Annotated in this window: 18 protein-coding genes and 1 pseudogene; 8 read left to right on the forward strand and 11 right to left on the reverse strand. The window is 59.2% G+C overall.

Annotated elements, in window-relative coordinates; all coding sequences use genetic code 11:
- The first annotated feature begins 16 nt into the window (after positions 1–16).
- Positions 17–1579: an IS66 family transposase gene (locus ACH79_RS37760; protein WP_161856372.1), complete on the forward strand. Its 1563-nt coding sequence runs from the start codon at positions 17–19 to the stop codon at positions 1577–1579.
- A complete protein-coding gene (locus tag ACH79_RS37765) occupies positions 1576–2199 on the forward strand; it encodes a UPF0149 family protein (RefSeq protein ID WP_246738294.1) in 624 nt (207 codons plus the stop codon). Before ACH79_RS37760 ends, ACH79_RS37765 begins: the two co-directional genes overlap by 4 nt.
- A 1447-nt stretch (positions 2200–3646) precedes the next feature.
- Here the strand turns inward: ACH79_RS37765 and ACH79_RS37770 are convergent.
- The 3 genes and pseudogenes from ACH79_RS37770 to ACH79_RS45300 form a co-directional block, all read right to left on the reverse strand.
- The gene (locus ACH79_RS37770) at positions 3647–5239 is read right to left on the reverse strand and encodes an IS66 family transposase (RefSeq protein WP_161851783.1); all 1593 of its coding nucleotides are present in this window, start codon (positions 5237–5239) and stop codon (positions 3647–3649) included.
- Positions 5240–5313: 74 nt separating this feature from the next.
- Positions 5314–5658, reverse strand: coding sequence for an IS66 family insertion sequence element accessory protein TnpB (gene tnpB, locus ACH79_RS37775; protein ID WP_071916490.1), 345 nt, complete (start codon positions 5656–5658; stop codon positions 5314–5316).
- A 170-nt stretch (positions 5659–5828) separates the two neighbouring features.
- Positions 5829–6002 (reverse strand): annotated as a pseudogene (locus ACH79_RS45300) (transposase); the annotation flags it as partial.
- Positions 6003–6136: 134 nt separating this feature from the next.
- Between ACH79_RS45300 and ACH79_RS37785 the strand changes: the two are divergent.
- A complete protein-coding gene (locus ACH79_RS37785) occupies positions 6137–6574 on the forward strand; it encodes an Lrp/AsnC family transcriptional regulator (protein ID WP_246738296.1) in 438 nt (145 codons plus the stop codon).
- Between the two features lie 937 nt (positions 6575–7511).
- Positions 7512–8480: an IS481 family transposase gene (locus ACH79_RS37790; protein WP_161855422.1), complete on the forward strand. Its 969-nt coding sequence runs from the start codon at positions 7512–7514 to the stop codon at positions 8478–8480.
- Positions 8481–8560: 80 nt separating this feature from the next.
- On the opposite strand, the gene ACH79_RS37795 is transcribed toward ACH79_RS37790, so the two are convergent.
- Positions 8561–9235, reverse strand: coding sequence for a 4'-phosphopantetheinyl transferase (locus ACH79_RS37795; RefSeq protein ID WP_161855423.1), 675 nt, complete (start codon positions 9233–9235; stop codon positions 8561–8563).
- A 472-nt stretch (positions 9236–9707) separates the two neighbouring features.
- Positions 9708–9953 (reverse strand): hypothetical protein, encoded by a 246-nt coding sequence (locus tag ACH79_RS37800; protein WP_245319843.1) that lies wholly within the window; start codon positions 9951–9953, stop codon positions 9708–9710.
- 939 nt (positions 9954–10892) lie between these two features.
- On the opposite strand from ACH79_RS37800, the gene ACH79_RS43400 reads away from it, so the two are divergent.
- Together ACH79_RS43400 and ACH79_RS37815 are read left to right on the forward strand one after the other, a co-directional pair.
- On the forward strand, positions 10893–11207 hold the full coding sequence (locus ACH79_RS43400; RefSeq protein ID WP_371419489.1) for a hypothetical protein: 315 nt from the start codon (positions 10893–10895) through the stop codon (positions 11205–11207).
- A 308-nt stretch (positions 11208–11515) separates the two neighbouring features.
- Positions 11516–12693 (forward strand): IS3 family transposase gene (locus tag ACH79_RS37815; protein WP_246738128.1). Its coding sequence is split into 2 segments (ribosomal slippage): positions 11516–11813 and positions 11813–12693, totalling 1179 coding nucleotides; the frame shifts between segments, so codons are not numbered across the junction.
- A gap of 574 nt (positions 12694–13267) precedes the next feature.
- Here ACH79_RS37815 and ACH79_RS44875 read toward each other — a convergent pair.
- Positions 13268–13399, reverse strand: coding sequence for a hypothetical protein (locus ACH79_RS44875; protein ID WP_256380286.1), 132 nt, complete (start codon positions 13397–13399; stop codon positions 13268–13270).
- Between the two features lies 1 nt (position 13400).
- Positions 13401–14057 (reverse strand): FkbM family methyltransferase, encoded by a 657-nt coding sequence (locus ACH79_RS37820; protein WP_057859050.1) that lies wholly within the window; start codon positions 14055–14057, stop codon positions 13401–13403.
- Between the two features lie 470 nt (positions 14058–14527).
- Between ACH79_RS37820 and gmd the strand changes: the two genes are divergently transcribed.
- Together gmd and ACH79_RS37830 are read left to right on the forward strand one after the other, a co-directional pair.
- Positions 14528–15613, forward strand: coding sequence for a GDP-mannose 4,6-dehydratase (gene gmd / locus ACH79_RS37825; protein ID WP_161855424.1), 1086 nt, complete (start codon positions 14528–14530; stop codon positions 15611–15613).
- Positions 15594–16547: a GDP-L-fucose synthase gene (locus ACH79_RS37830; protein WP_161855425.1), complete on the forward strand. Its 954-nt coding sequence runs from the start codon at positions 15594–15596 to the stop codon at positions 16545–16547. The genes gmd and ACH79_RS37830 overlap by 20 nt, the downstream gene beginning before the upstream one ends.
- On the opposite strand, the gene ACH79_RS37835 is transcribed toward ACH79_RS37830, so the two are convergent.
- The 4 genes from ACH79_RS37835 to ACH79_RS37850 all read right to left on the reverse strand — a co-directional run bounded on the left by ACH79_RS37835 (position 16522) and on the right by ACH79_RS37850 (position 20773).
- Positions 16522–17274, reverse strand: a complete 753-nt coding sequence (locus ACH79_RS37835) for a HipA domain-containing protein (RefSeq protein WP_161855426.1) — start codon at positions 17272–17274, stop codon at positions 16522–16524. The genes ACH79_RS37830 and ACH79_RS37835 overlap by 26 nt on opposite strands.
- Positions 17271–17549, reverse strand: coding sequence for a helix-turn-helix transcriptional regulator (locus ACH79_RS37840; protein ID WP_084031034.1), 279 nt, complete (start codon positions 17547–17549; stop codon positions 17271–17273). The genes ACH79_RS37835 and ACH79_RS37840 overlap by 4 nt, the downstream gene beginning before the upstream one ends.
- Before the next feature lie 669 nt (positions 17550–18218).
- The gene (locus tag ACH79_RS37845) at positions 18219–18578 is read right to left on the reverse strand and encodes a hypothetical protein (RefSeq protein WP_161855427.1); all 360 of its coding nucleotides are present in this window, start codon (positions 18576–18578) and stop codon (positions 18219–18221) included.
- Positions 18579–18895: 317 nt separating this feature from the next.
- On the reverse strand, positions 18896–20773 hold the full coding sequence (locus tag ACH79_RS37850) for a hypothetical protein (RefSeq protein ID WP_161855428.1): 1878 nt from the start codon (positions 20771–20773) through the stop codon (positions 18896–18898).
- Positions 20774–21189: the final 416 nt, after the last annotated feature.

Genomic DNA, 21189 nt, shown 5'->3' on the forward strand with positions numbered 1-21189 from the left:
GATGTATCGTCTGGTCATGGCGATTCGCCCCGACACTCTCCCGACCGATCCGGCAGCTCTGACCGAGATGGTGCTCGCGCTTGACGCTGAGAACGAGACGCTGCGCGTAGCAATGCAAACGTTCAAGGACATGATCTTCGGGAAGCGCTCGGAGCGGCTTGCCGCGCTCGTGGCCGAGCAGCTCGCGCTTGAGCTTGGCGATCTTGAGACCGACGTCACGCCGCCTGCAGCTGCCAACGACGATGCAGCTGCGGCAAAGCCGCCCGGCAAGCCACTGCGGAAGAAGGCGCGCCGCAACATCGGCGCGCTTCCAAAGCACCTGCCGCGCTGTGAGCATGTGCTGGAGCCGGAGGCGACCGCATGCCCGTGTTGCCAGGGCCAGCTTCACAAGATCGGCGAGGACGTCAGCGAGGTGCTGGACATCATCCCGGCGATCCTGCGGGTGCTGCGGACGGTCCGTCCCAAGTACGGCTGCCGCCGCTGCACCGATGGTGTGATCCAGGCGAAGGTGCTGCCGCGCCTGATCGAGAGCGGCATGGCTTCGACCGCACTCGTGAGCCACGTGGTAGTCTCGAAGTTCGCCTGGTATCTGCCGCTGTACCGACAGGTGCAAATTCTGGCCGGCCAGGGTGTCCATCTCGACCGGGCGACGCTTGCCGGCTGGGTGAAGCGTGCGGCCTGGTGGCTCAGGAGCCTCTATGCGCTTCAGCTGCGCACGATCCAGACCGCGCCGCGCCTGTTCTGCGACGAGACGCCGATGCCGGTGCTCGATCCCGGACGACATCGCCCGCGCATCTGCCAGTTCTGGGCGCATGCCATGGATGACCGGCCATGGGGCGGTCCCTCGCCGCCGGCGGTGGCCTACGTGTTCGCCGACGGCCGCGGCACGGCGGAGATCGCCAGACAGTTGATGGGCTTTTCCGGCATTCTGCAGGTCGACGGTTATGCCGCCTACAAAGCGCTCGCCCGCGATCATGGCGGCGCGATCCAACTCGCCTTTTGTCTCGCCCACGCCCGCCGCAAATTCGTCGAGGTGTATAAGACGACCCAGTCGCCGTTCGCGCGCGAAGTGATCGAGCGCCTGCAGGCGGTCTATGCCATCGAAGCAGAGATCCGTGGCAGCAGTGCCGAGCAGCGGCTGGCCACCCGCGGCACCAGGTCCGCTCCATTGATGGAGGCGCTCAGGACGCGCCTGACCGCAATGGTCGGCCAGCTCTTCTCCCAATCGAAGCTGGCGGAGGCCATCAACTACGCACTCAATCACTGGGACGGGTTGACGCTGTTTCTCCGCAACGGCCGTGTCGAAGTTGACAGCAACACAGTCGAGCGTTCCATGCGCCCGATTGCGATGGGAAGACGCAACTCATTGTTCAGCGGCAGCGAAGGCGGCGCCGAGAGCTGGGCGATCCTGGCGTCGCTCGTGAACACGGCAAAACTCCATGAGCTCGATCCGCAGGCCTACCTGACCGATGTGCTGGAGCGCATCGTGTCTGGGCGAACCAAGAGCCATCAGCTGCACGAGCTGCTCGCCTGGAACTGGAAGGCGGCGCGCCGGCACACACCGCAGGCAGCGGCATGAGCCCACGTCGCCATAAGGCAGCATCGTCGATGGCGTCAGCCGCGATGTCGCTTGCGGAGCTCGAGCGATGGCTCCAGGATCGCGTCGATCGCCATCCTGCCGCCACCAGCATTCCCATGCTCGACGGCTATACCGCCGCGATCGTGGCCGGACCGGTGTCGATGAGCCCGCTCGATTGGATCTGCCCGCTGCTCGCGATCGATGCCGACGCTTTCAACCATGGCGGCACGCCGGAGTTCGCCGCGATCTCCGCCGTCGCGCTGCGCCACAACGACATCAGCAACACCCTCTCGACTGCCCCCGATCGGTTCGAGCCGATGCACCGGCGCGACCCCAGCGGCAACATCGATGCGCATCCCTGGTGCCAGGGTTTCTATGCTGCGATGCGGCTCAGACTGTCGGCGTGGGCGCCGTTGCTCGACGTCAACAACGTCAATCACGGCCTGCTGCTGCCCATCCTGCTGCATTGTCGCGACGATCAGGCCCGTCCGCTGCTCGGACCGCCACGAAGCGGTCGCAAAACCGAGGATTTCCTCCGTAACGCCTACCTCGATATCCCAGCCGTCGTCGAGGCGCTGCGCCAGCACTGGATGCCCATCCGCTACGCCCGCGACCGCTAATCATCGCGGACGTGGGAGCTCATACCGGTTACGCTTGAATTCACCAAAAAAAGCGCCAAAACGCAGAAATTAACCGTAGATGCGCAGCTCATTGCATTAATCTAGATCTAGATATTCGTTAAATTCAGCAATCCTCGCGAAGCGCTCAGCGAGCTGCTTCGCCCCGAACGTGCACATCAGACTTGGCATCGCTGCACCTCACCTGCGGGTATGGTGGAAGCGGCGAAGACGCATGGTGAAACGGTAAAGACAATGTAGGGAGGCTAACTACGCAATGCCCGGCCAGAGGCGAACATACGCTAAGCTTCCATTTTGGCTCGATTGAGAGCCTATGATCTGTGCTGGCCCCGAGATGGCATGCGAGGCTTGCATCTATCGATGCTACCTTGTGAGATGGATGCCACTGTCGGCCTGATCTTCGGGGCACCCCCAACACACCTGAGAAATCGTGATGAAGCCACGGCGCGCGGCTTCGCCGAAGGATGACGCTGTTGACGAGTTCGGGCTAGTTCCACACTGTGCCACATCCATGAGTAGTTCGATAGATGATAGCTTAAGTGAAATGAAATCAGTGCGGAACGATATTTGGCGTTGTCGTAAGTTGCTTCAAAACGAGTTGCCTGATGAGCAGCGAAAAATCATCGAGCAACGCCTGGCTGAACAGTGTTCGGCTTTCGATCGGCTTTTAGCCACCACATTTCCTTTCACGTTGAGGCTCAAGTCAACTTCAGTGCCTGTGCCGCTCAACAGCTAACTAAACCTAACCAGCAAGAGCCCTATCCTCCTTATCCTCGGCTCACCTGGAATCCAGCCCAGACTGAGTTGATCAATGGAAGTGAAATGCTGGAAAATGCGACGCATGATACCAGGCAGGATGTTGATCGCTATCGTTGACTCGAGTGACCTCGGCGCGCCGGCGGCGACGACGATGGATAGGCGCGGAGAAGGCCCGCATCGTGGAGCAACGTTTTCAGAAGGGTGTGAACATTGCACGCGGTCTTTGGCGCAATCGCGTTGCCCGCGGAAGCCCGCGATCGCCCGCCGCCTTGAGCAAATCCGTCAGCAAGTCAGAGCGGAGAGGCCGCAATCTCCGGAAGCCAATAGACAAAGCAGAGCCAGCTTGAATTTTCAGCATAGGCGCTCCTTTAAAGCGAACGATCTTTGCCGAAAGTGGGAACAGCAGGTGATCGCAGTAACGCCTCATTCACACGTTGACGTTAAGGTTCAATGACCGATCTTACTCCGACAGGATGATCGACTCCTGGCGGAGCAGAGTCATCACCAGCGGCCAGGACCGTGCGATCGCCCACGCGGTCATTTGTTGAATTTATCGCATTGCTATATTTTGGACGATTTTCGGGATGCAATTCACATCAAGGCCGGGGAGCCGATTATGCGATACGATCGGATAGACGCCCGTATCCTCGTAAGCGGCAAGCTGAGGCCGTCAGGCGGCGTGGTTCCATGGCATAAGCGCGTCGATTTCGCTGCTCGGCCAGCCGTTGGCGATACGCTGAAGCGTGAGGGTGAGCCAGGCGAACGGATCGACGTTGTTCATCTTCGCTGTCTGCAGCAGCGTTGCGATGGTCGCCCAGGTTCGCCCGCCGCCGTCGCTGCCAGCGAAGAGGCTATTCTTTCTCGTAATTGTTTGTGGCCTGATGGCGCGTTCGACGATGTTGGAGTCGAGCTCGATGCGACCATCGGTCAGGAAGCGCTCGAAGATGGCACGGCGCGAGACGGCATAGCGGATCGCCTCGGCCAGTTTTGATTTGCCGGAGATCCGCCGCAAGCTCTGCTGCCAGAGGTCGAAGAGATCTGCGACGACCGCTGCGGAGGCTTGCTGGCGCGCGGCAACGCGTGCGTCGGGGCTTTGACCGCGCACGGTCTTCTCGACCTGCCAGAGCTTTGCCATCCGCTCGACCGTCGTCGTTGCCACTCTCGAGCTTCCTGCAACATGCAGCTCGTAGAACTTGCGTCTGCTGTGTGACCAGCAGCCAGCCAAGGTGATGCCATCATTGCCGCGATCGGGTCGCGCCAACTTGTTATAGGCGGCATAGCCATCCACCTGCAGGATGCCGCGATAACCATTGAGATGCCGGACCGCGCATTCGCCGGAGCGGCTGTCTTCGAAGCGATAAGCCACCATCGGGGGACCGCTGCGGCCAAAGGTTCGGTCATCTCTGGCATAGGCCCATAAGTAGGCCGTCTTCGCCGATCCGGAGCCCGGAGCGAGTGTCGGCAAGGTGGTTTCGTCGGCAAAGACCCGTTCGGCCTTCTTGACCTCGCTGAAGATGTAGTCGGCTACGATCTCCAGCTCGAAGCCGAGCTTGCCCATCCATTGCGCCATCAGCTGGCGGTCGAGCCCGACCTTGTCGCGGGCGTAGATGGCCTCCTGCCGGTAGAGCGGCTGGCCATCGGCATATTTGGAGACGGCGATCTGGGCCAGAAGCGCTTCCGTCGGAATGCCTCCTTCAATGATATGGGCCGGGGCCGGCGCCTGGATTACGCCGTCCGCGTTCTTGAAGGCATACTTGGGACGGCGCGTGACGATCACACGGAACTTCGCTGGCACCACATCCAGGCGCTCCGACACGTCCTCGCCGATCAGCACCTTCTGCTTGCCGGCATGCTTAGCCAGCTCTTCCGGCTCAATGACGGTTTCGATCCGTTCCAGATGGGGTGCAAAGCCCTTGCGCCGGCGCGGTGCACGCTTGCCTTCCGCTTGCTCACGGCCCTTGCTGACCTGGGCCTTGATCGCGGCGATGCCGGTCTCGATCTCCTCGAAGACAAAGGCCCGCTGTTCATCGTCGCCGTTCACAGAGCCGAGCTTTTCCGATCGTCGGCCGAACCGGGCGCGGTCGAAGGCCTTCAGGATCTGCGTCAGCCGCTCGATGCGCGCATCGGCATCGGCGTTGCGCGCCCTGAGATCGGCGACTTCGCTCTCCAGAGCATCGGCGCGGGCCGCCTTCTCGGCCATGGCAAGCACCATGGCTTTCAACATCTCTACGTCATTCGGGAGGTTGAGATCGGGCGGCGTCATTGGCCCGACCAGAGCACATTTTGCCCCGTTTCTCTTGCCCTTTCAGCTCACTGATTCACTTCGCCGCAGCGCTTTTACCCAACAATCTCCGGCGGCTTGACCGCCACGGTCCGGACCCGCTTCCAGTCCATCCCATCCACCAGTGCCATCAACTGCGCCGGGTTGAGCTGCACCCGATGATGCCCGATCCGCGGCCAGCAGAACTTCGCCTTTTCAAGACGCTTTAAATAGAGGCACACGCCGGACCCATCCCACCATACGATCTTTATTCTGTCGGCTCTTTTGGCCCGGAAGACATAAAGCGCACCGTCGAACGGATCTGAGCCCGCATCGCGCACAAGCGCAACAAGGCCATCGATACCCTTGCGGAAGTCGACTGGATGGCTGGCGAGGAACACCTTCACACCCGAGGGAATCATGCCGAACGCACCGCCCGGATCACCCGCTGCAAGTGCGCCTCGTCGACGTCCACGCCGGCACGCACGACCACCTCGCCAATGGCAATCTCAATCACTGTGCCTGCCACAGACGCCACCACACCCTCGCAACTCGAGTGCCGCGAGCGATAATGCCGCTCGGCCCGAGCATCACGGCGCCAGGCGAACAGCTGCGACGGGTGAATGCCGATCCGGCGGGCGATCGCCGAGACGCTCGCGCCAGGCTCCAGCGCCTCTGTCACAACTTGCGCTTTGAACTCGTCCGACCAGCGTCGGCGAAGCTGCCGCGGCGCTCCCTCAAGACGGTCGGCGACCGCTTCGATCATATGGAAGGTTCTAGTTCCAGAACTAGGCGCAGACATAGAAGCTCACATCGGCTCACAAACTCAGCAGCCGATAGCCGATCGCTTATCCACTCCGCCAGACGGGGTTTCCTTGCCGCTTACGTATCCTCGAGATCGTGCAAAAGAATAACCGCCTAACTTCCGAGGTGATCGGCGCACTGGCGGGGCTTTCTGCTACCGCGTGTCAACGCCGACTGAAGAGACTCCGTTCGGAAGGTATTATCGAGGCCGATGTTTCAATCGTTTCGCCGAAAGCGGTGGGCAGACCTATTCAAATGCTGGTGCTGGTGACCCTGGAGCGAGAGCGTTCAGATATAATCGATAGATTCAAGAAGGCCATCAGATCATCAGTTGAGGTAGTCAACGGCTTCTACGTCACCGGCGACGCGGACTTTGTCCTGTACGTTACCGCGCCCACCATGGAAGATTATGAGGAGTTCACTCGGCGATTCTTCTATGTGAACCCGGACATCAAGAGCTTTAAAACTATGGTCGTATTGGATCGCGTAAAGGCGGGCTTTGCTGTCCCAGTTGAGACACCATCCGGGAATTGACTACACGCTGATGCAGACGCTTCACTCCGCGTTTTGAGGCGTTTCGCGCTCTTCGTGATTTAACGGATGGAACCGCCAATGAATTCGCTCGGCTTGTCCATATTGATGAAGAAGGCTTCGAAAAGCTTCCGTGCTCCCTTTTGGTACGACAGCCAGCGATAGAGTCTGCCATACTCGCTACCTGAGCGCACGACCTCCAATTGATCAGCGACCTTTGGTGAGTTGAGCCTCGCCCTTCGTTTGCTCAACCTCACGCAAGAGGGTCCAAGGTCGGTACCTAACCTCGCGCCGATACGTTCAAGCAGCACAATGCTGCCCCCGCTTCGCCGCCTGAGCATCGAAACTGAAATACATGCTGCCGATGCAACGTCGCCAAGCATAAGTCCGCCCCCGAGCCGGGCACGCCGAATGGCAGCCCCCTCCTTTAATCGATCGGCGCGTTTGCTTCCGGACGGAAGCGTGCGCAGGCCAACGCGAATCGCGACTAGGCAAACCGTCACCACCAGTTAATTATCCTGGCCTGGCCGCTGCTTGAAGCTCGCCTACGTCGCTCTCACCGGATCGATGTTGCGCATCCCGCAGTTTCATAGCGGTTTGATATTGGCCATAATGGCGCCATTGCTATTGCGACAATGGGCATCATCGCGCGAACCCGGATAACGGCAGTACTTGTGACTTGCCAGGCGATCCTTGGTTTCCTGATCGATAACACATGATTGACCGGCATCTCAGGTCGCATTCGATCAGAAAAGGCTCGGTGGAGGACCTTGTCTACTCGGATCAGGGGAACCGGGCGCCACGGAGTCACACATAGCTTCTTATCGGAAACGCCCTGCCCCACCCGCTTACTAGATGTGAGCTCTCAGGAGGTTGTCCATCCGGTCCTGAACGAGGAAGCTGAAGTTGTCGAAGCTTTAGCCAATCCCCGGAGAACCGAATGGACACCCATAAGAATGCGCCTCTGACGCCGAAAGGTCGAGAGGCGATGGTACGGAGCGTGATCGAGGGCGGGCTGACGAAGGCCGCAGCCGCGCTCCAGTTCAACGTCACAGCGAAGACGGTCGCCAAATGGGTCAAGCGCTTCCGCGCGGGAGGTGTTGATGGGTTGCGTGATCGCTCCTCACGCCCCCATTCATTGCCAAGCCAGACCCTGCCTGCCACATGCGCTTTAGTCGAGGCGCTGCGCCGTCAACGTTACGTCGGCAAGCAGATCGCGGCCGAGGTCGGCATCTCTCCGGCGACGGTCAGTCGCATCCTGCGACGATTGGGGTTGAACCGATTGCGCAACTTGGAACCGGCCGAACCGGTGCGGCGCTATGAACGTGAACATCCCGGTGAGCTGATCCACCTCGACATCAAAAAGCTCGGCAAGTTCAACCGGGTAGGCCATCGCATTACCGGCGATCGCACCGGTCAGAGCAGCCAGCGTGCCCGCGGCGAAGGGCCGGGCTGGGAATATGTCCACGTCTGTATCGATGATGCTTCCCGGATCGCCTTTAGCAAGGTCATGAAGAGCGAGCGACAGGGCTGCGCCGTCGCCTTCCTCAGGGCCGCAATCGCCTACTACGCAAGCCTGGGCGTCAAGGTCGAGCGGGTGATGACCGACAACGGATCTTGCTACAAATCCGTTGCCTTCCGCAAAGTCTGCAAGCGGCTCGGCCTCAAGCACATCCGCACCAAGCCATATACGCCGAAGACCAACGGCAAGGCCGAGCGCTTCATTCAGACCAGCCTGCGCGAGTGGGCCTATGCCCGCGCGTACAACACCTCAAAAGAACGAGCCGCCGAGCTGCCCAAATGGCTTCACCGCTACAATTGGCACCGGCCGCATGGCAGTATCGGTTCGATGCCGCCGATCAGCAGACTCGCTCTGACCAGGAACAACCTGTTGAGGCTCCACAGCTAGAGCCGAAGGTCATTCTTCAATTGCAAGGCAAACTCGATGAGGTCTCCTGTGGCCTTCCAGCATCTAGCAGACGAGATGCATCACGCGCCTCGAAATCGCACGGCTAGTGCTACAATTCCTCCGTCAAATGGGCGATAGATTCCATTTATGGTTCGACTGCCAAAACTAGTAGGCTTTTCCGGGTTGACAATCTCGGCCTCGAAGACCCCGCTCTGGTCATTCGTCCTGACACTGACATCTTGAAAATCCAAGAATTCACCAGTTGCCGGCGCATATGATTTGTATACGGCTTCCTTTATTGCCAACAACAATTTCGGGCCGAAGCGACTGCTGGACCACTCCTTGCGCTCGATTTCCTCGCAGGTGCATACGAACGGCAAAATGTCCGCTTCGAGCGGTTCTTGATCTTCAATGTCCAATCCCAGAGCGAGCACATTCTTGGAATTTCCGGCAACAGCTCCGCAATCAGACGAAGAGTGTGAAATGCTCCCGACGACCCCCGAAGGCCAAAGAGGAGCCCGATCCACTCTCGACAAAATCGGAACGGGAGCGAAACCCAATTTGCGCAGGGCCTCATGAGCGTGATGCCGTCCCCAGGCGAACTCACGCCGACGACGAAGCGAGACGTTCCCCAACATGTCGTCTTCAGCGGGAAATGGAAGGGGAAACGGGTCATATATTGATCCGCCGGAAAAGCTGATGTCGTGTGCCAAAGCTGCACCGATAGCAGCCCCTAACGTCGTGAGCGTTTTCATAGATTGGGCGAACCTTGTTCTGGAAAAGTGTGAAGCTGCAAATCTGAGCTTGCTTTTCGGTAGCTAACCTGAGACCGCAGGCCACTCAAGGCCCTCAGCGTCAAAGACGAGGTCATGCTCTGCGACGCTCGATATTTCGACGGCAGGATCGGACGGATCGAGCGTGCATCGGACGAGCTCTGAGCTGACGCGACCAGCTTTCGAGATCGCCAGCCCTCGCGCGCCACACCTCGCTGGCCGAATTGCATCACCATTGTCGGGGCTGTCGCAGAGTGCTCAGAGTGAATGGGTACGGCTTTGAACAAACGGTGAGGGAGAGATCGGGGCGGATTGGTACTTTGCTTGTGGACCTCGAGCAGAATTATGTCGTCTATGTGCAATCTAACGTGTGGGGCCGACCCTCCATTATGATGTCGACCCACGAGGGCGACTTTGTGATGCGCGCACGTGCAACGAGCTCCATTCCTTTCGCTCACTGCATTTGATCCGTGCCGCGACCGATGAACTCGAGCACCGACTGCGCCTTGTGGATCTCACGTGCGATGCAATTGAAGATCCGGGTCGCAGATTCAAGTGTGACGACAAGTCCAACCCTCTCGCATGATAGCTCAAAATGGTGCGCAACCTGTTCGTTGGTGGGTGCAATGCCACTTTGCAGCGAGCTCATCGCTAATGATGCGAGCATGTGCTCGACCACGTCTTTTTCGGCCTGAGTCAAGAAATGCTTCCTTCTGAATGTTGGCTCGCCTGTTATCGACGTTGTGGTCGCCCTCGAAAGACCGCCAGCCGCTCCGCCTCCCGCGCCCTGTGTTGCCTCGAGGGTCACATCATGCGCCTCACGAAACTTGGCGCGAGACAACTTCCGTCGATTTCCAGGATCTACTTCTGGCGCTGCGGGAGGCAGAGCAAGGCTCAAAGACGACTTTGCGCATACGATTCCGAAGGTTCGAGACATTTGCCAGATCCGCAGCCTCCCCTATAGGGCGCTTCGCCGTGACACGAACTCAAAAACTGTGGCGTCGACTTCTGCACGCGTAGCTGGATCCGCAAGTACACGAACATTGTGACCGTGCCGGCGCAACAGCCGGGCCGCGGTGAGCAGTAGCCTGAGGTTTCCCAACGTTCCGTGCAAAACAAGGATAGCGCAAGACTTCACAGAGATTTAAGCTCCTTCGCAGTGGTACCGCACTTCTAAGAAATACGGCGCGCTCGCCACTTGCTACAACGATCGGCTGCACGTGCGCGACCCTAAGAAGACCGTAACGTGCCACGCGGCCCAGCCAGTGCGGCGCACGCTTCACCCACATGGGCGACTCTGCCTTACGGGAGGCCGGCCGCCCCAACCGCTTGCACGGACTGATCTAGCTCCCACGTCGCACCACTACGAGCCTTCTTGGATTTGTAGAATCTTCGATCCTTGACTCCGATCTGTTTCGACCTTCCATCACGCGAAGTGACTCAGCCTCTCGAAGACGCACACTGACTGAAAGCGTGCTCGCCAAGACACGAAGCTCTCACTGCTAACGTCCGTGGCACTCAAATTTGAGCTGCAAATGATGGGCTTTGGTCAACATTTTTCAAGCCTACAACCTGACGCAACGTGAGATTCAAGCTGTTTTTGTCGGGCTTGCGGTCTTTCGGGATTTGGGTACCCGATGTGCGGTCTACATTTTTCCGCAAGCAGCCTCGTCGTCAGTCACTTGCTGTTGCAGCCAGCGGCCATGCCGCAACATCAGGCTCATCGACGACGCGTCCGACCTGGATTGATAAGGCGCGGCGAGATCTGGGCCATCGCTTGCGGCAAGAATTATGCAGGCAAGCCGCGCCCACTCGTCATCGTGCAGGAAGGCAGTTTCAATCTCACCGACTCAATCACCACTTGCGCCTTCACCACCTATCCGACGGATGGCCGTTGTTCCGGCTCATCATCGAGCTGAATGGGTGCAACGGCCGCTCGCGACATGCTGACTAATGGTAGACAAAATCACAACCGCTCCCAACGCCAAAGTCGGCAGGCGTGTTGGTCGTCCCATCGACGAGATATCGACGGCTCAATCAGCGATGATGGTGTTCCTCGCATGGCCGTATCACCTAGCAACAATAAGCGAAGTTGTGGCCGCTGCTAAAACCGCCAATCCGCGCATAGGTAGCCTTTATCAGCAGGGAAGGCCCCCTCAACGCTCAACACGAGATCCGGCTAGCCACCCTTGCCTAGCATTAGTGAACCTCCTCCGAATTGATGGACACCTGTAGTAGGCTCGAAGAGCCAGGAGGTGTCGGATGGAAGGACGTCAACGTCGGTCGTTTACGGACGACTACAAGCGGCAAGCGGTTGATCTCGTAGCGTCGAGCGGGCGCTCGATCGGATCTGTTGCCAAGGAGCTTGGGCTGCGCGATTCCGTGCTGCGGCGGTGGATGGAGCAGCGAGGGGCTCGGCTGGAGCCGACGGCGGCGACGCGGCGCCCCACAACGCAGGCGACGCTGCCGTCGGCGGACCACGCGGCAGAGATCGCGCGTTTGCAGCGAGAGAACGAGCGGCTGCGCATGGAGCGCGACATTTTAAAAAAGTCGATCGCGATCTTTGCTGGAACACGGACATGAGATTCCGCTTCATCGAAGATCGCCGCGCCGACTATCCGGTGACGCTCCTGTGCGACGTGCTCGGCGTCTCGCCGGCCGGCTATTATGCCTGGCGCTCGCGCCCGGAGAGCCGACGATCTGCTGCCAATCGTGACCTCGTCGACGACATCAGGCGGGTCCACCGCGACACCCGCGGGCGTTATGGCAGCCCGCGTATCCATGTCGAGTTGAAGGCTCAGGGCCGCGGGGCGAGCCGTGGTCGCATCGAGCGGTTGATGCGGCGTCACGGCATCAGGGCCATCATGGCGCGGCCACGCCGGGTGCGGACCACCGACAGCCGCCACGACCTGCCGATCGCCCCGAATCTGCTCGACCGCAACTTCATCGCCACTGCTCGGAACCAGATCTGGCTGGCCGATATCACCTACATCGAGACCGATCCGGGTTGGCTCTATCTGGCCGCCGTCATGGATCTGTACAGCCGCAGGATTGTCGGCTGGGCGATGGCGGATCATTTGCGCGCCGACCTGCCCTTGGCGGCTTTGCGGATGGCGATCTCGGCGCAGCGGTCAAGTGCCGGCCTGATCCACCATTCCGATCGCGGCGTTCAATATGCCTCGGCGGATTACCGCAAGCTGATGCAATCCGCCGGCCTCAGGGCGTCAATGAGCCGCAAGGGCGACTGCTATGACAATGCTCCGATGGAGAGCTTCTTTCACACGCTCAAGACGGAGCTCGTCCACCACAGGCACTATGCAACACGGGCAGAAGCCACACGGGATATCTTTGCCTATATCGAGGGCTTCTACAATCGGACTCGTCGTCACTCCGCCATCGGCTTTATCAGCCCGATCGAGATGGAGCTAAAAGCAGCTTAACCCTGTCCATTTTTTCGGGGGAAGATCATTAGTGTCCATGCCTCGTGCCAGTCACCTAGTTTGCGATAGCGTTTCAACCATGGTTTTAAGAAATTATCTGCATAAAGGAGGCAAAGCGGATGGTTGTCATTGGCAGCGGCCGATTTTAGGAAAATAAGTGCGGTGAAGCGATCCACTATTCCCCCAATATATGGAGTCGCTCCGCAAGAAGACCGCCGGAAGACCGTTATCAAGGCCTACCGCAAAGCGTAGCCAAGAATGTATGCCGCTGTTGCCGGCGACTTCTGAAGCGCGATCTCCGACAAAGGAGTTCGCGGCCTCCGAGGCGAAATCCGCGACACCAGCGATGAAGAACTCCCGCCGGCGAACAGGACTTAAAGCACTTCGAAGCGGTTCACCGACACCCGACACCTATTTTCAGTTTGTCTAGAACTGGGCGGGAGAAAAATATGGCTGTCCGCATATCGAAGGACAGCATCACGTTCTGGTATCCATTCAAGGGAGCTTTCCAGTTCTTATCGAAGAGCTGATCGCAGGCAGTTGAGGAGCCGGAACCGTGGCGTCCATCTCTCGATCAGTTCTGTTCATCCTCTTCGTCGTGATCCTGCTCGCCGACCGAACTGCAAGTAAGTACGATCAGCGTTCGCCCATATTGGCCGTGGCCGACCATGTCTTCGGCGGCCTTGTACACGCGCTCAAAGCTCATTCTACAGGCTCGTGTTCCTAAGCAAGACATCACCCTCGGCTCCATGGGGATACTGCGTCACGACTTCGAACGATGGTAGCAAGTCAAGAATTGCTTGCAGGGACTTCTGCCCTTCATAGAGCTCCTGGTCGCTGTATTCAGTGTAGATGAAGCGCGTGTTGCTCAAGCTATGCCTGCCGCCAGCGATCACATCGGACTCGGCTCCCTGCACGTCCATCCAAATGAAATCGATGCGTTTTAGTTTCGCCTCACTGCACCAGTCATCCAAGCGTCGAGTTTCAACTGAGATGGGATGATCAAACCGAACCCATTCATATTCCACGAGATGATTCTTGGGCCGGCGTATCGAGCCAGAGAGATCCCAGTCCTTCGCATCTCCATTTCCATTGCTTGGATGGAAATCGATCCTGCCATTTCGGTCGGAGACCGCGATCTCAAATAGCTTCACTTTGTCGAGGTACCGATCCATGTTTTTCTTGAAGCGAGCAGCCGCTCGGGGATCTGGCTCAAAGCAGTAGAGCTGAGCCTGCGGGCAGAGCTCGAGAAACTTTCGCGTATCGGTTCCGTCGTTGCAGCCGATGTCCAAGATAACGGGATCCGGCTTTTGAAGAAGACCAACAATCTGCTGATGTACTGTTAAGGAAGATGTGGGTTCCATGGAAATATGCACTCTCTTAGAGGAGGCCCTGCCGAAGCGGCAGTCCTGTCGAGAACTTTTGGAGCGCTCGGCAGCTGCCTACTCAGGGGCTCGCTGAGGTCCGTTGAACTTTGTCTTTGAATTCTCGATTACACGCACGCCCCTCCTGCGCAATGTATATCAATGTATATATAGTGCATGTGCCGGCGTAACGATAAGCGGATGGATTATGCGCGCCACTCGATCAACTCGTGCCTTTTGAAATGCGGTCGCCGGCGCATCGCGGGCTCTTCAACAGGCGCGTCGTACCATGTCATTGCTGCCGAAATCAAAGTAGCTCGTCGCAATCGCACCACAGCATAAGGCAAAAGGTAGGCTCCAGCATTGAATGCCAGGTCGATGCTGACTCTGCGACCTACTGCCTAATTTGAATCGACTTTCAGTTAGGCTTCGCAAAAGACGGCCCTCCCTTACGCGTAACCGGAGAGAGAATGACGGCCCTGGACTCAAAGCGGCGCGTGGCGCTGATCACCGGCGTCACCGGGCAGGATGGCGCCTATCTTGCCGAATATCTGCTCGGCCTTGGCTACACCGTGCACGGCGTGAAGCGGCGCTCGTCCTCGTTCAACACCGCGCGCATCGATCACCTCTATCAGGATCCGCATTCGCGCAACGTGCCGTTCCTGCTGCATTACGGCGACATGACCGACTCGACCAACCTGATCCGGCTGATGCAGCAGATCAGGCCGACCGAGATCTACAACCTCGCCGCCCAGAGCCATGTCGGCGTCAGCTTCGAAAGCCCGGAATACACCGCCAACGCCGACGCCATCGGCGTGCTGCGGCTCCTGGAAGCAATCCGCATTCTCGGTATGGAGAAGGAGACGCGGTTCTATCAGGCCTCGACTTCGGAGCTCTACGGCCTGGTCCAGGAAGTGCCGCAGAAGGAGACCACGCCGTTCTACCCGCGCTCGCCTTACGGCGTCGCCAAACTTTACGGCTACTGGATCACGGTGAATTACCGCGAGGCCTACGGCATGTTTGCCTCGAACGGCATCCTGTTCAACCATGAGAGCCCGATCCGCGGCGAGACCTTTGTCACCCGCAAGATCACCCGTAGCGTCGCCCGCATTGAGGTCGGCCTGGAAGACACGCTCTATCTCGGCAACCTCGACGCCAAGCGCGACTGGGGCCATGCGCGCGACTATGTCGAGGGCATGCACCGGATATTGCAGGCCGATGCCCCCGACGATTTCGTGCTGGCGACCGGCGAGACCCGTTCGGTGCGCGAATTCGTCGAACTGGCGTTCGCCGAGGTCGGCCGCCGTATCGAATGGCGCGGCAAAGGCGTCGAGGAGGCCGGCGTCGATGTGAAGTCCGGCAAGACCTTGGTCCGCATCGATCCGACCTATTTCCGGCCCACTGAAGTCGACCTTCTGATCGGAGATCCCAGCAAGGCGCGGGAGAACCTGGGCTGGAAGCCCAAGATATCCTTTGCCCAGATGGTCAAGGAAATGGTCGCAGGCGACCTAAAGGATGCGCGGCGGGAGGTAGCCAATGGCAAGCATTCCGTTTGAGCTGAAGGGCAAGACGATCTACGTCGCCGGCCATCGCGGCATGGTCGGTTCCGCATTGGTGCGCCGGCTGGCGCATGAAGACGTCGAACTGCTGACAATGAGCCGCAATGAGCTCGACCTGCGCGACCAGGCGGCGGTCAACCAATGGTTCGCCGACAACCGTCCGCAGGTGGTGTTTCTCGCTGCCGCCAAGGTCGGCGGCATCGTTGCCAACAACACGCTGCGCGCCGAATTCCTCTACGACAACCTGGCGATCGCTGCGAACGTGATCCACGCCGCGCACGTCCATGGCGCCGAGAAGCTGATGTTCCTGGGCTCGTCCTGCATATACCCCAAGCTCGCGCCGCAGCCCCTACGCGAAGATTTTATGCTGATCGGCCCGCTGGAGCCGACTAACGAGCCTTATGCAATTGCGAAGATCGCCGGCATCAAGATGGTGGAGGCCTATCGCAGCCAGTATGGCGCCGATTTTATCAATGTCATGCCGGCCAATCTCTACGGCTGTGGCGACAATTATCATCCCGAATACAGCCATGTCGCCGCCGCGCTGATCCGCCGCTTCCACGAAGCGAAGCAGTCCGGCGCCAAGGAGGTCGTGGTGTGGGGGACCGGCACGCCGCGGCGCGAATTCCTCTATGTCGACGACCTCGCGGATGCCTGCATTCATCTGATGAAGACCTATTCGGATCACGAACTGGTCAATATTGGCACCGGCGAGGACATCATGATCGCCGAATTCGCACGCGTGGTCGCGGCAACCGTCGGCTACGCCGGCGAGATCAGTTTTGACACCCCGCGCCCCGACGGCACCCCGCGCAAGCTGCTCGACGTCAGCCGGTTGGTCAAGCTCGGTTGGCGTGCCACGACGCGGCTCGAAGACGGCATCCGGCTTGCCTATCAGGCGTTCCTCAGCGAGCACGCCCTAAACGCTTGAGCCCGCCCCGCGCGAGGCGCGCGTTCAACTCTTCGACGACGGACGGCAGCGCATCGAGGACAGCCTGAGACAATTCGCCGACGCGCCACCTCACCTGCGCGCCGGAAAGGTGGTTTTCCTCCGCCATCCGATGCCAATGTCGGGCGTAGATGTCGTGACCGCGGTTCTTGCCGGCGATCTTCATCGCCAGGTTTCGCGTGACGTCCGGATAAATGTCGCCGTTCATGACGTCGTAGAGCGGCGCCATGGAGGCGGCGCCGCTCGGCTGCAGCAGCAGCGAATAGTTCTTCGAATGCGCATCGACGTTTCCGCAGAGAACGTTGAAGACTAAGAAATCGACGAAGCGGGCGGCGTTGAAGGCGCCTGCCTGCGTGTTCCGCAGGACGTCAAAGCAGTCTTTCAGGGGAGGCCCACGCAGCTTGGTCGCCAGATTGGATTCGTATTTGGTCGATGGGATGTGCCCCGTGGCCTGACAGAAATCCTCCTGATGGATTCTGCGGAGGCTGCGCCCGTGAGGCTCGCGGTCGTAGCGCTTCACCAGCGCTGAGTGAGCGGCATGCGGGTCGAGACGGCGAACGCCCGAGGATCCTTTCACCCACGCTTCATCGTAGACGAACTCGATGTCCTGGATTTGGTCCGAGCGCCGGCGCAGCAGCCCGACGAGCTTGTCGCCGCACCGGACTTCCAGGGTCTCGCCGGCGCCGCCCGCTTTCGGCTTGGTCGTCATGAAGGCGTGAAGTTATCAGGGTCGAAGGTTTCGGATTCCTCGCTGGCCGAGCGAGCCGCCGGCACAGGGCTCATTTCCGCCGTCAGCCGGATGCCGAGCGCCTGCAGCAGGCGGAGGACCAGACCGACCTGGCTTGTCTCCTTGCCATTCTCGATGTCGACGATAAACCGGACGCCGACGTTCGCTGCCAAGGCGAGGTCCTGCTGCCGGAGACCTAAGGAGGTCCGCCGGTTCCGGATCGTCTGGCCGAGTTCTGAGGTGGTCGTGATGGTCATGATCATCTTTCCCGAGCGGGAATATTAGCCCCGGCAGGGCGTGCAGGAAGCCTGAATTTACCGACCGGGAAAACCCCGGTAAGGATTGGGTTCCGGCGGACAAAATTTCCCGACCGGGAAAAGATCTACTCAGAACTGGCTGCGGGACAGTCAAATTTACCGGTCGGGAAATCTTATCAAGTCTGTTCGGCGCTAACTTGAGACGGCCGCCACGATCATGGGAGTGATCGCGCTTCGCGCGCGCTGATCCTGATCGCAGTTCCGCGGCAATCAGCCCACCACAGCGGCGCGGTGCGGCCAGCACACAAGCTTTTTCGGACTGTGAGCGAGGGCCGATTTCCTCGATGGCTGCCGGCCACTAACCTACCCGCCCATTCGGGCAGATCCCATCGTGGTGGTATCCGTCGACATTGGTCGACTTGGCGAAGGACTCGCGTGAAGCCATCGGAATGGCGCCTCCGCGGGTCGGGTCCGCGAAGGTGCCTCCCGCCGCGGCGTAGTCCTTTAAAACGCTCGAGCACGATTATCGCCTCGACATTCGGGATGTCCGCCTCGCTCGGCTCAGGCATCGATAGCCTGCGGGCAAGTGCCGCCTCTACGTAGGGAGCCAGCTCCTCTTCTTTACGTCGGGCGCGCTCGTTTTCCCGTTCTTTCAGAGCAGGCATGACCTCATTTGGCGAAAAGCTCGAGTGCCTCACAGATATGCTCGTGCTTATTCATTCCGCACTGCGGGATAAAGATCATCTGGTCGATACCGACATCAGCATACCTCATAAGATGCTCGCGAAGGCTCCTAGGTTGCCCGATGCTGCCTGAGCCTGGCGTCTGCTTCATCTCGTCTTTGATCATTTGGAAGTGCCGCCACAAATTCGTGCGCCCCGGACGGTGTTCGCCGTACACCGCATAATGCGCGATCGAATAGCCGAAGAACTTGAAACCATCGAGTACTCGACGCATAGCTTCTTCGGCGTTCTCATTAACCATCATACCGTTGAGAACGGCGATATTGGCGTTTACCGAATGCCCCAATGGGCACGCACTCATCGGACTTGATTATCTGATAGTAGTCGTCGCGCCAAACTTTCGCTTGCGACGCCTCCACAAATCCAAAAGCCAGCGCCCCTACCCCTTGACGCGCGGCACGCAAAATACTTTCGCGCAAACCGGGCGCTTGTTACGCAGCATGCAGTAGGCGACGTGGTGATCTCGGGCATCCTGGGCTCGGCAGCTCGCGCCGAAAGGGTGTGCTTGCGCTACGTGCAATACCCTTTCGGCTCCCCAGTGGGCGGATGTCCTTGGCAGTGTGCAACCTCGTTGCTGATCTTTCGCAGGCGCTGCTGGAGTTCCTAGGCACTCGCTTGATCCAGCGTATCTCTGCTTCCTTGCTGCGATTCTTTGTAGGAATCGTGATTGAAATATTGGCCTTCTAGCTCTCTAGCGATGTCCAATATCGCACGGTGGCACACCGCCTCTTCAGGCCATGTACTGAAACCGTTCACCAGGTTGGCCAGTCCCTGCTGGGTAAACTCAGAGAGCCGGACGGCGCGAAGGACCTCACCCGCGATTGCGACTGTGGCTTGGCGACAGGGCGCCTCTTTCGGCCACTTGCTGAAACTGTTCACCAAATTCGCCAGGTCCTGCTGGGTATAATCAGAGAGCTGGGCGGCACGGCGAAGGACCTCGCTCGCGATAGCGACTGTGGCTCGGCAACAGGTCGCCTGTTCCGGCCACTTGCTGAAACCGTTCGCCAGGTTCGCCAGGTCCTGCTGGGTAAGCCCAGAGAGCCGGGCCGCGCGGCGAAGGACCTCACCCGCTATCGCGACTGCGGCTTGGCGACAGGGCGTCTGTTTCGGCCACTTGCTGAAACTGTTCACCAAATTCGCCAGATCCTGCTGGGTATAGTCAGAGAGCTGGGTGACACGGCGAAGGACCTCGCTCGCGATAGCGACTGTGGCTTGGCGAGAGTCCACCTCCTCCGGCCATTTGCTGAAACCGTTTACCAGGTTCGCCAAGTGAGGGTGAGTAAAGTGAGAGAGCTGGGGTGCACGGTGAAGGACCTCCCCCGCGATCGCGACTGTGGCTTGGCGACAGGCCGCCTCATCGCGCCACTTGCTGAAGCCGTTCACCAAATTCGCCAGTCCCTGCTGAGTTAAGTCAGAGAGCCGGGCGGCTCGGCGAAGGACCTCGCCCGCGATCGCAACTGTGCCCTGGCGAGAGGCCGCCTCACCTGGCCACTTGCTGAAACCGTTCACCAGGTTCGCCAGTCCCTGATGAGTATAATCAGAGAACCGGCCGGGACGGCGAAGGACCTCACCCGCGATGGCGACTGTGGCTTGCCGAGAGGCCTCCTCCGGCCATTTACTGAAGCCGTTCACCAGGTTTGCCAGGTCCTGCTGATTAAAATGAGAGAGCTGGTCGCCTCGGCGAAGGACCTCACCCGCAATTGCCACTGTGGCTTGGCGACAGACAGCCGCTTCGCGCCACTTGCTGAAACCGTTCACCAGTTTCGCCAAGTCCTGCTGATTGAAATGAGACAGCCGGTCACCGCGGCGAATGACCTCACCCGCAATCGCGAATATGGCTTTGCGAGAGGCAGCTTCTTTTGGCCACTTGCTGAAACCGTTGACCAGGTTCGCCAGTCCCAGCGAGGTAAACTCAGAGAGCCGGGCATGGCGATTTGCACGGCGAAACACCTCGCCCGCGATCGCGCTCGCGGCTTGGCGAGAGGCCGCCTCTTCCGGCCACTTGCTGAAACCGTTCACCAGCAATCCTAGACTTTGGCTGTTCAACTCCTGAAGCGCTCGGCTTTCATCGTGACAACATTCGGCGATTCTGATCGTTGCACTACGGCATTCCGCCACCCTTGAGTGTCGACCGAATGATGATGCGAACAACGAAAGGGCTCTGAGCCCGACTTCCTTAATCAGAGCGTAATCAAGCCGAGACATACATGCAGCTATGCGCTCGCAAGCTTGGATACCTGCCTGACCTCCGGCCTGCCGGCTCACCGCGTTGCATGTCGTAGCGTACCCCATCGATTTCCCGGCGCGGATGTCTTCTTCGAAGCATGCCACAAATCGAAATTTGAAATCCGCGGCGGCCTTTTGCAGAAAGGTTGCGTGGTCCACCATCCGCAGCTGCTTGTCGTGCTTCAGCACTACAGCTGAGAATTCACCGATGTGGCGAGTTCGACCAATCTCGCTTAGCGCTTCACTAAGTTTCATCAGACCGTACACAACGTCATTACGAGATCACACCAGGGGTGCTCTGCGCTGCTACACCGTCGCAGCGGCGCTTTCTCCGGGCCGGAACACCGGCCGGACAAAGATTGTCCTTTGCAGTGGAAGCGTCTGTTCCCGAGCTTCTGATAAGTTGATCGCTGCGCTGGCGGTGTGCGACCTGCGCAATTGCAACTTACATTAGGAAGCATTCAGCATCGTAACTATCCGACGCTCCCAAGCCACATTGCGACTTTGCTCTCTTTCAGTGTCATTCCAATAACCGGCGAAAGCGCTTCCCATCCTGGCACAAGCTGAATCGGTCATCATCCGCAAGCGAGAAGGTCGACTTCGCAAGCCATGCCGCTCGAATTGATTTCTCAAATGAGCATAGTCGCCTGCGCGGTGAGCCTTGGTCATCT

The sequence above is a fragment of the Bradyrhizobium sp. CCBAU 051011 genome (genome assembly GCF_009930815.1).
In the GTDB taxonomy this organism is placed as follows: Bacteria; Pseudomonadota; Alphaproteobacteria; order Rhizobiales; family Xanthobacteraceae; genus Bradyrhizobium.

Bases quoted from the DNA above. Each gene is read 5' to 3' on its own strand.
- ACH79_RS37790 (WP_161855422.1), top strand. From the start codon at position 7,512: ATGGACACCCATAAGAATGCGCCTCTGACGCCGAAAGGTCGAGAGGCG.
- tnpB (WP_071916490.1), bottom strand. From the start codon at position 5,658: ATGATTCCCTCGGGTGTGAAGGTGTTCCTCGCCAGCCATCCAGTCGAC.
- ACH79_RS37765 (WP_246738294.1), top strand. From the start codon at position 1,576: ATGAGCCCACGTCGCCATAAGGCAGCATCGTCGATGGCGTCAGCCGCG.
- gmd (WP_161855424.1), top strand. From the start codon at position 14,528: ATGACGGCCCTGGACTCAAAGCGGCGCGTGGCGCTGATCACCGGCGTC.
- ACH79_RS44875 (WP_256380286.1), bottom strand. From the start codon at position 13,399: ATGAGCTTTGAGCGCGTGTACAAGGCCGCCGAAGACATGGTCGGCCAC.
- ACH79_RS37830 (WP_161855425.1), top strand. From the start codon at position 15,594: ATGGCAAGCATTCCGTTTGAGCTGAAGGGCAAGACGATCTACGTCGCC.
- ACH79_RS37835 (WP_161855426.1), bottom strand. From the start codon at position 17,274: ATGACGACCAAGCCGAAAGCGGGCGGCGCCGGCGAGACCCTGGAAGTC.
- ACH79_RS37770 (WP_161851783.1), bottom strand. From the start codon at position 5,239: ATGACGCCGCCCGATCTCAACCTCCCGAATGACGTAGAGATGTTGAAA.
- ACH79_RS37820 (WP_057859050.1), bottom strand. From the start codon at position 14,057: ATGGAACCCACATCTTCCTTAACAGTACATCAGCAGATTGTTGGTCTT.
- ACH79_RS37840 (WP_084031034.1), bottom strand. From the start codon at position 17,549: ATGACCATCACGACCACCTCAGAACTCGGCCAGACGATCCGGAACCGG.
- ACH79_RS37795 (WP_161855423.1), bottom strand. From the start codon at position 9,235: ATGAAAACGCTCACGACGTTAGGGGCTGCTATCGGTGCAGCTTTGGCA.
- ACH79_RS37850 (WP_161855428.1), bottom strand. From the start codon at position 20,773: ATGAAACTTAGTGAAGCGCTAAGCGAGATTGGTCGAACTCGCCACATC.
- ACH79_RS37760 (WP_161856372.1), top strand. From the start codon at position 17: ATGGCGATTCGCCCCGACACTCTCCCGACCGATCCGGCAGCTCTGACC.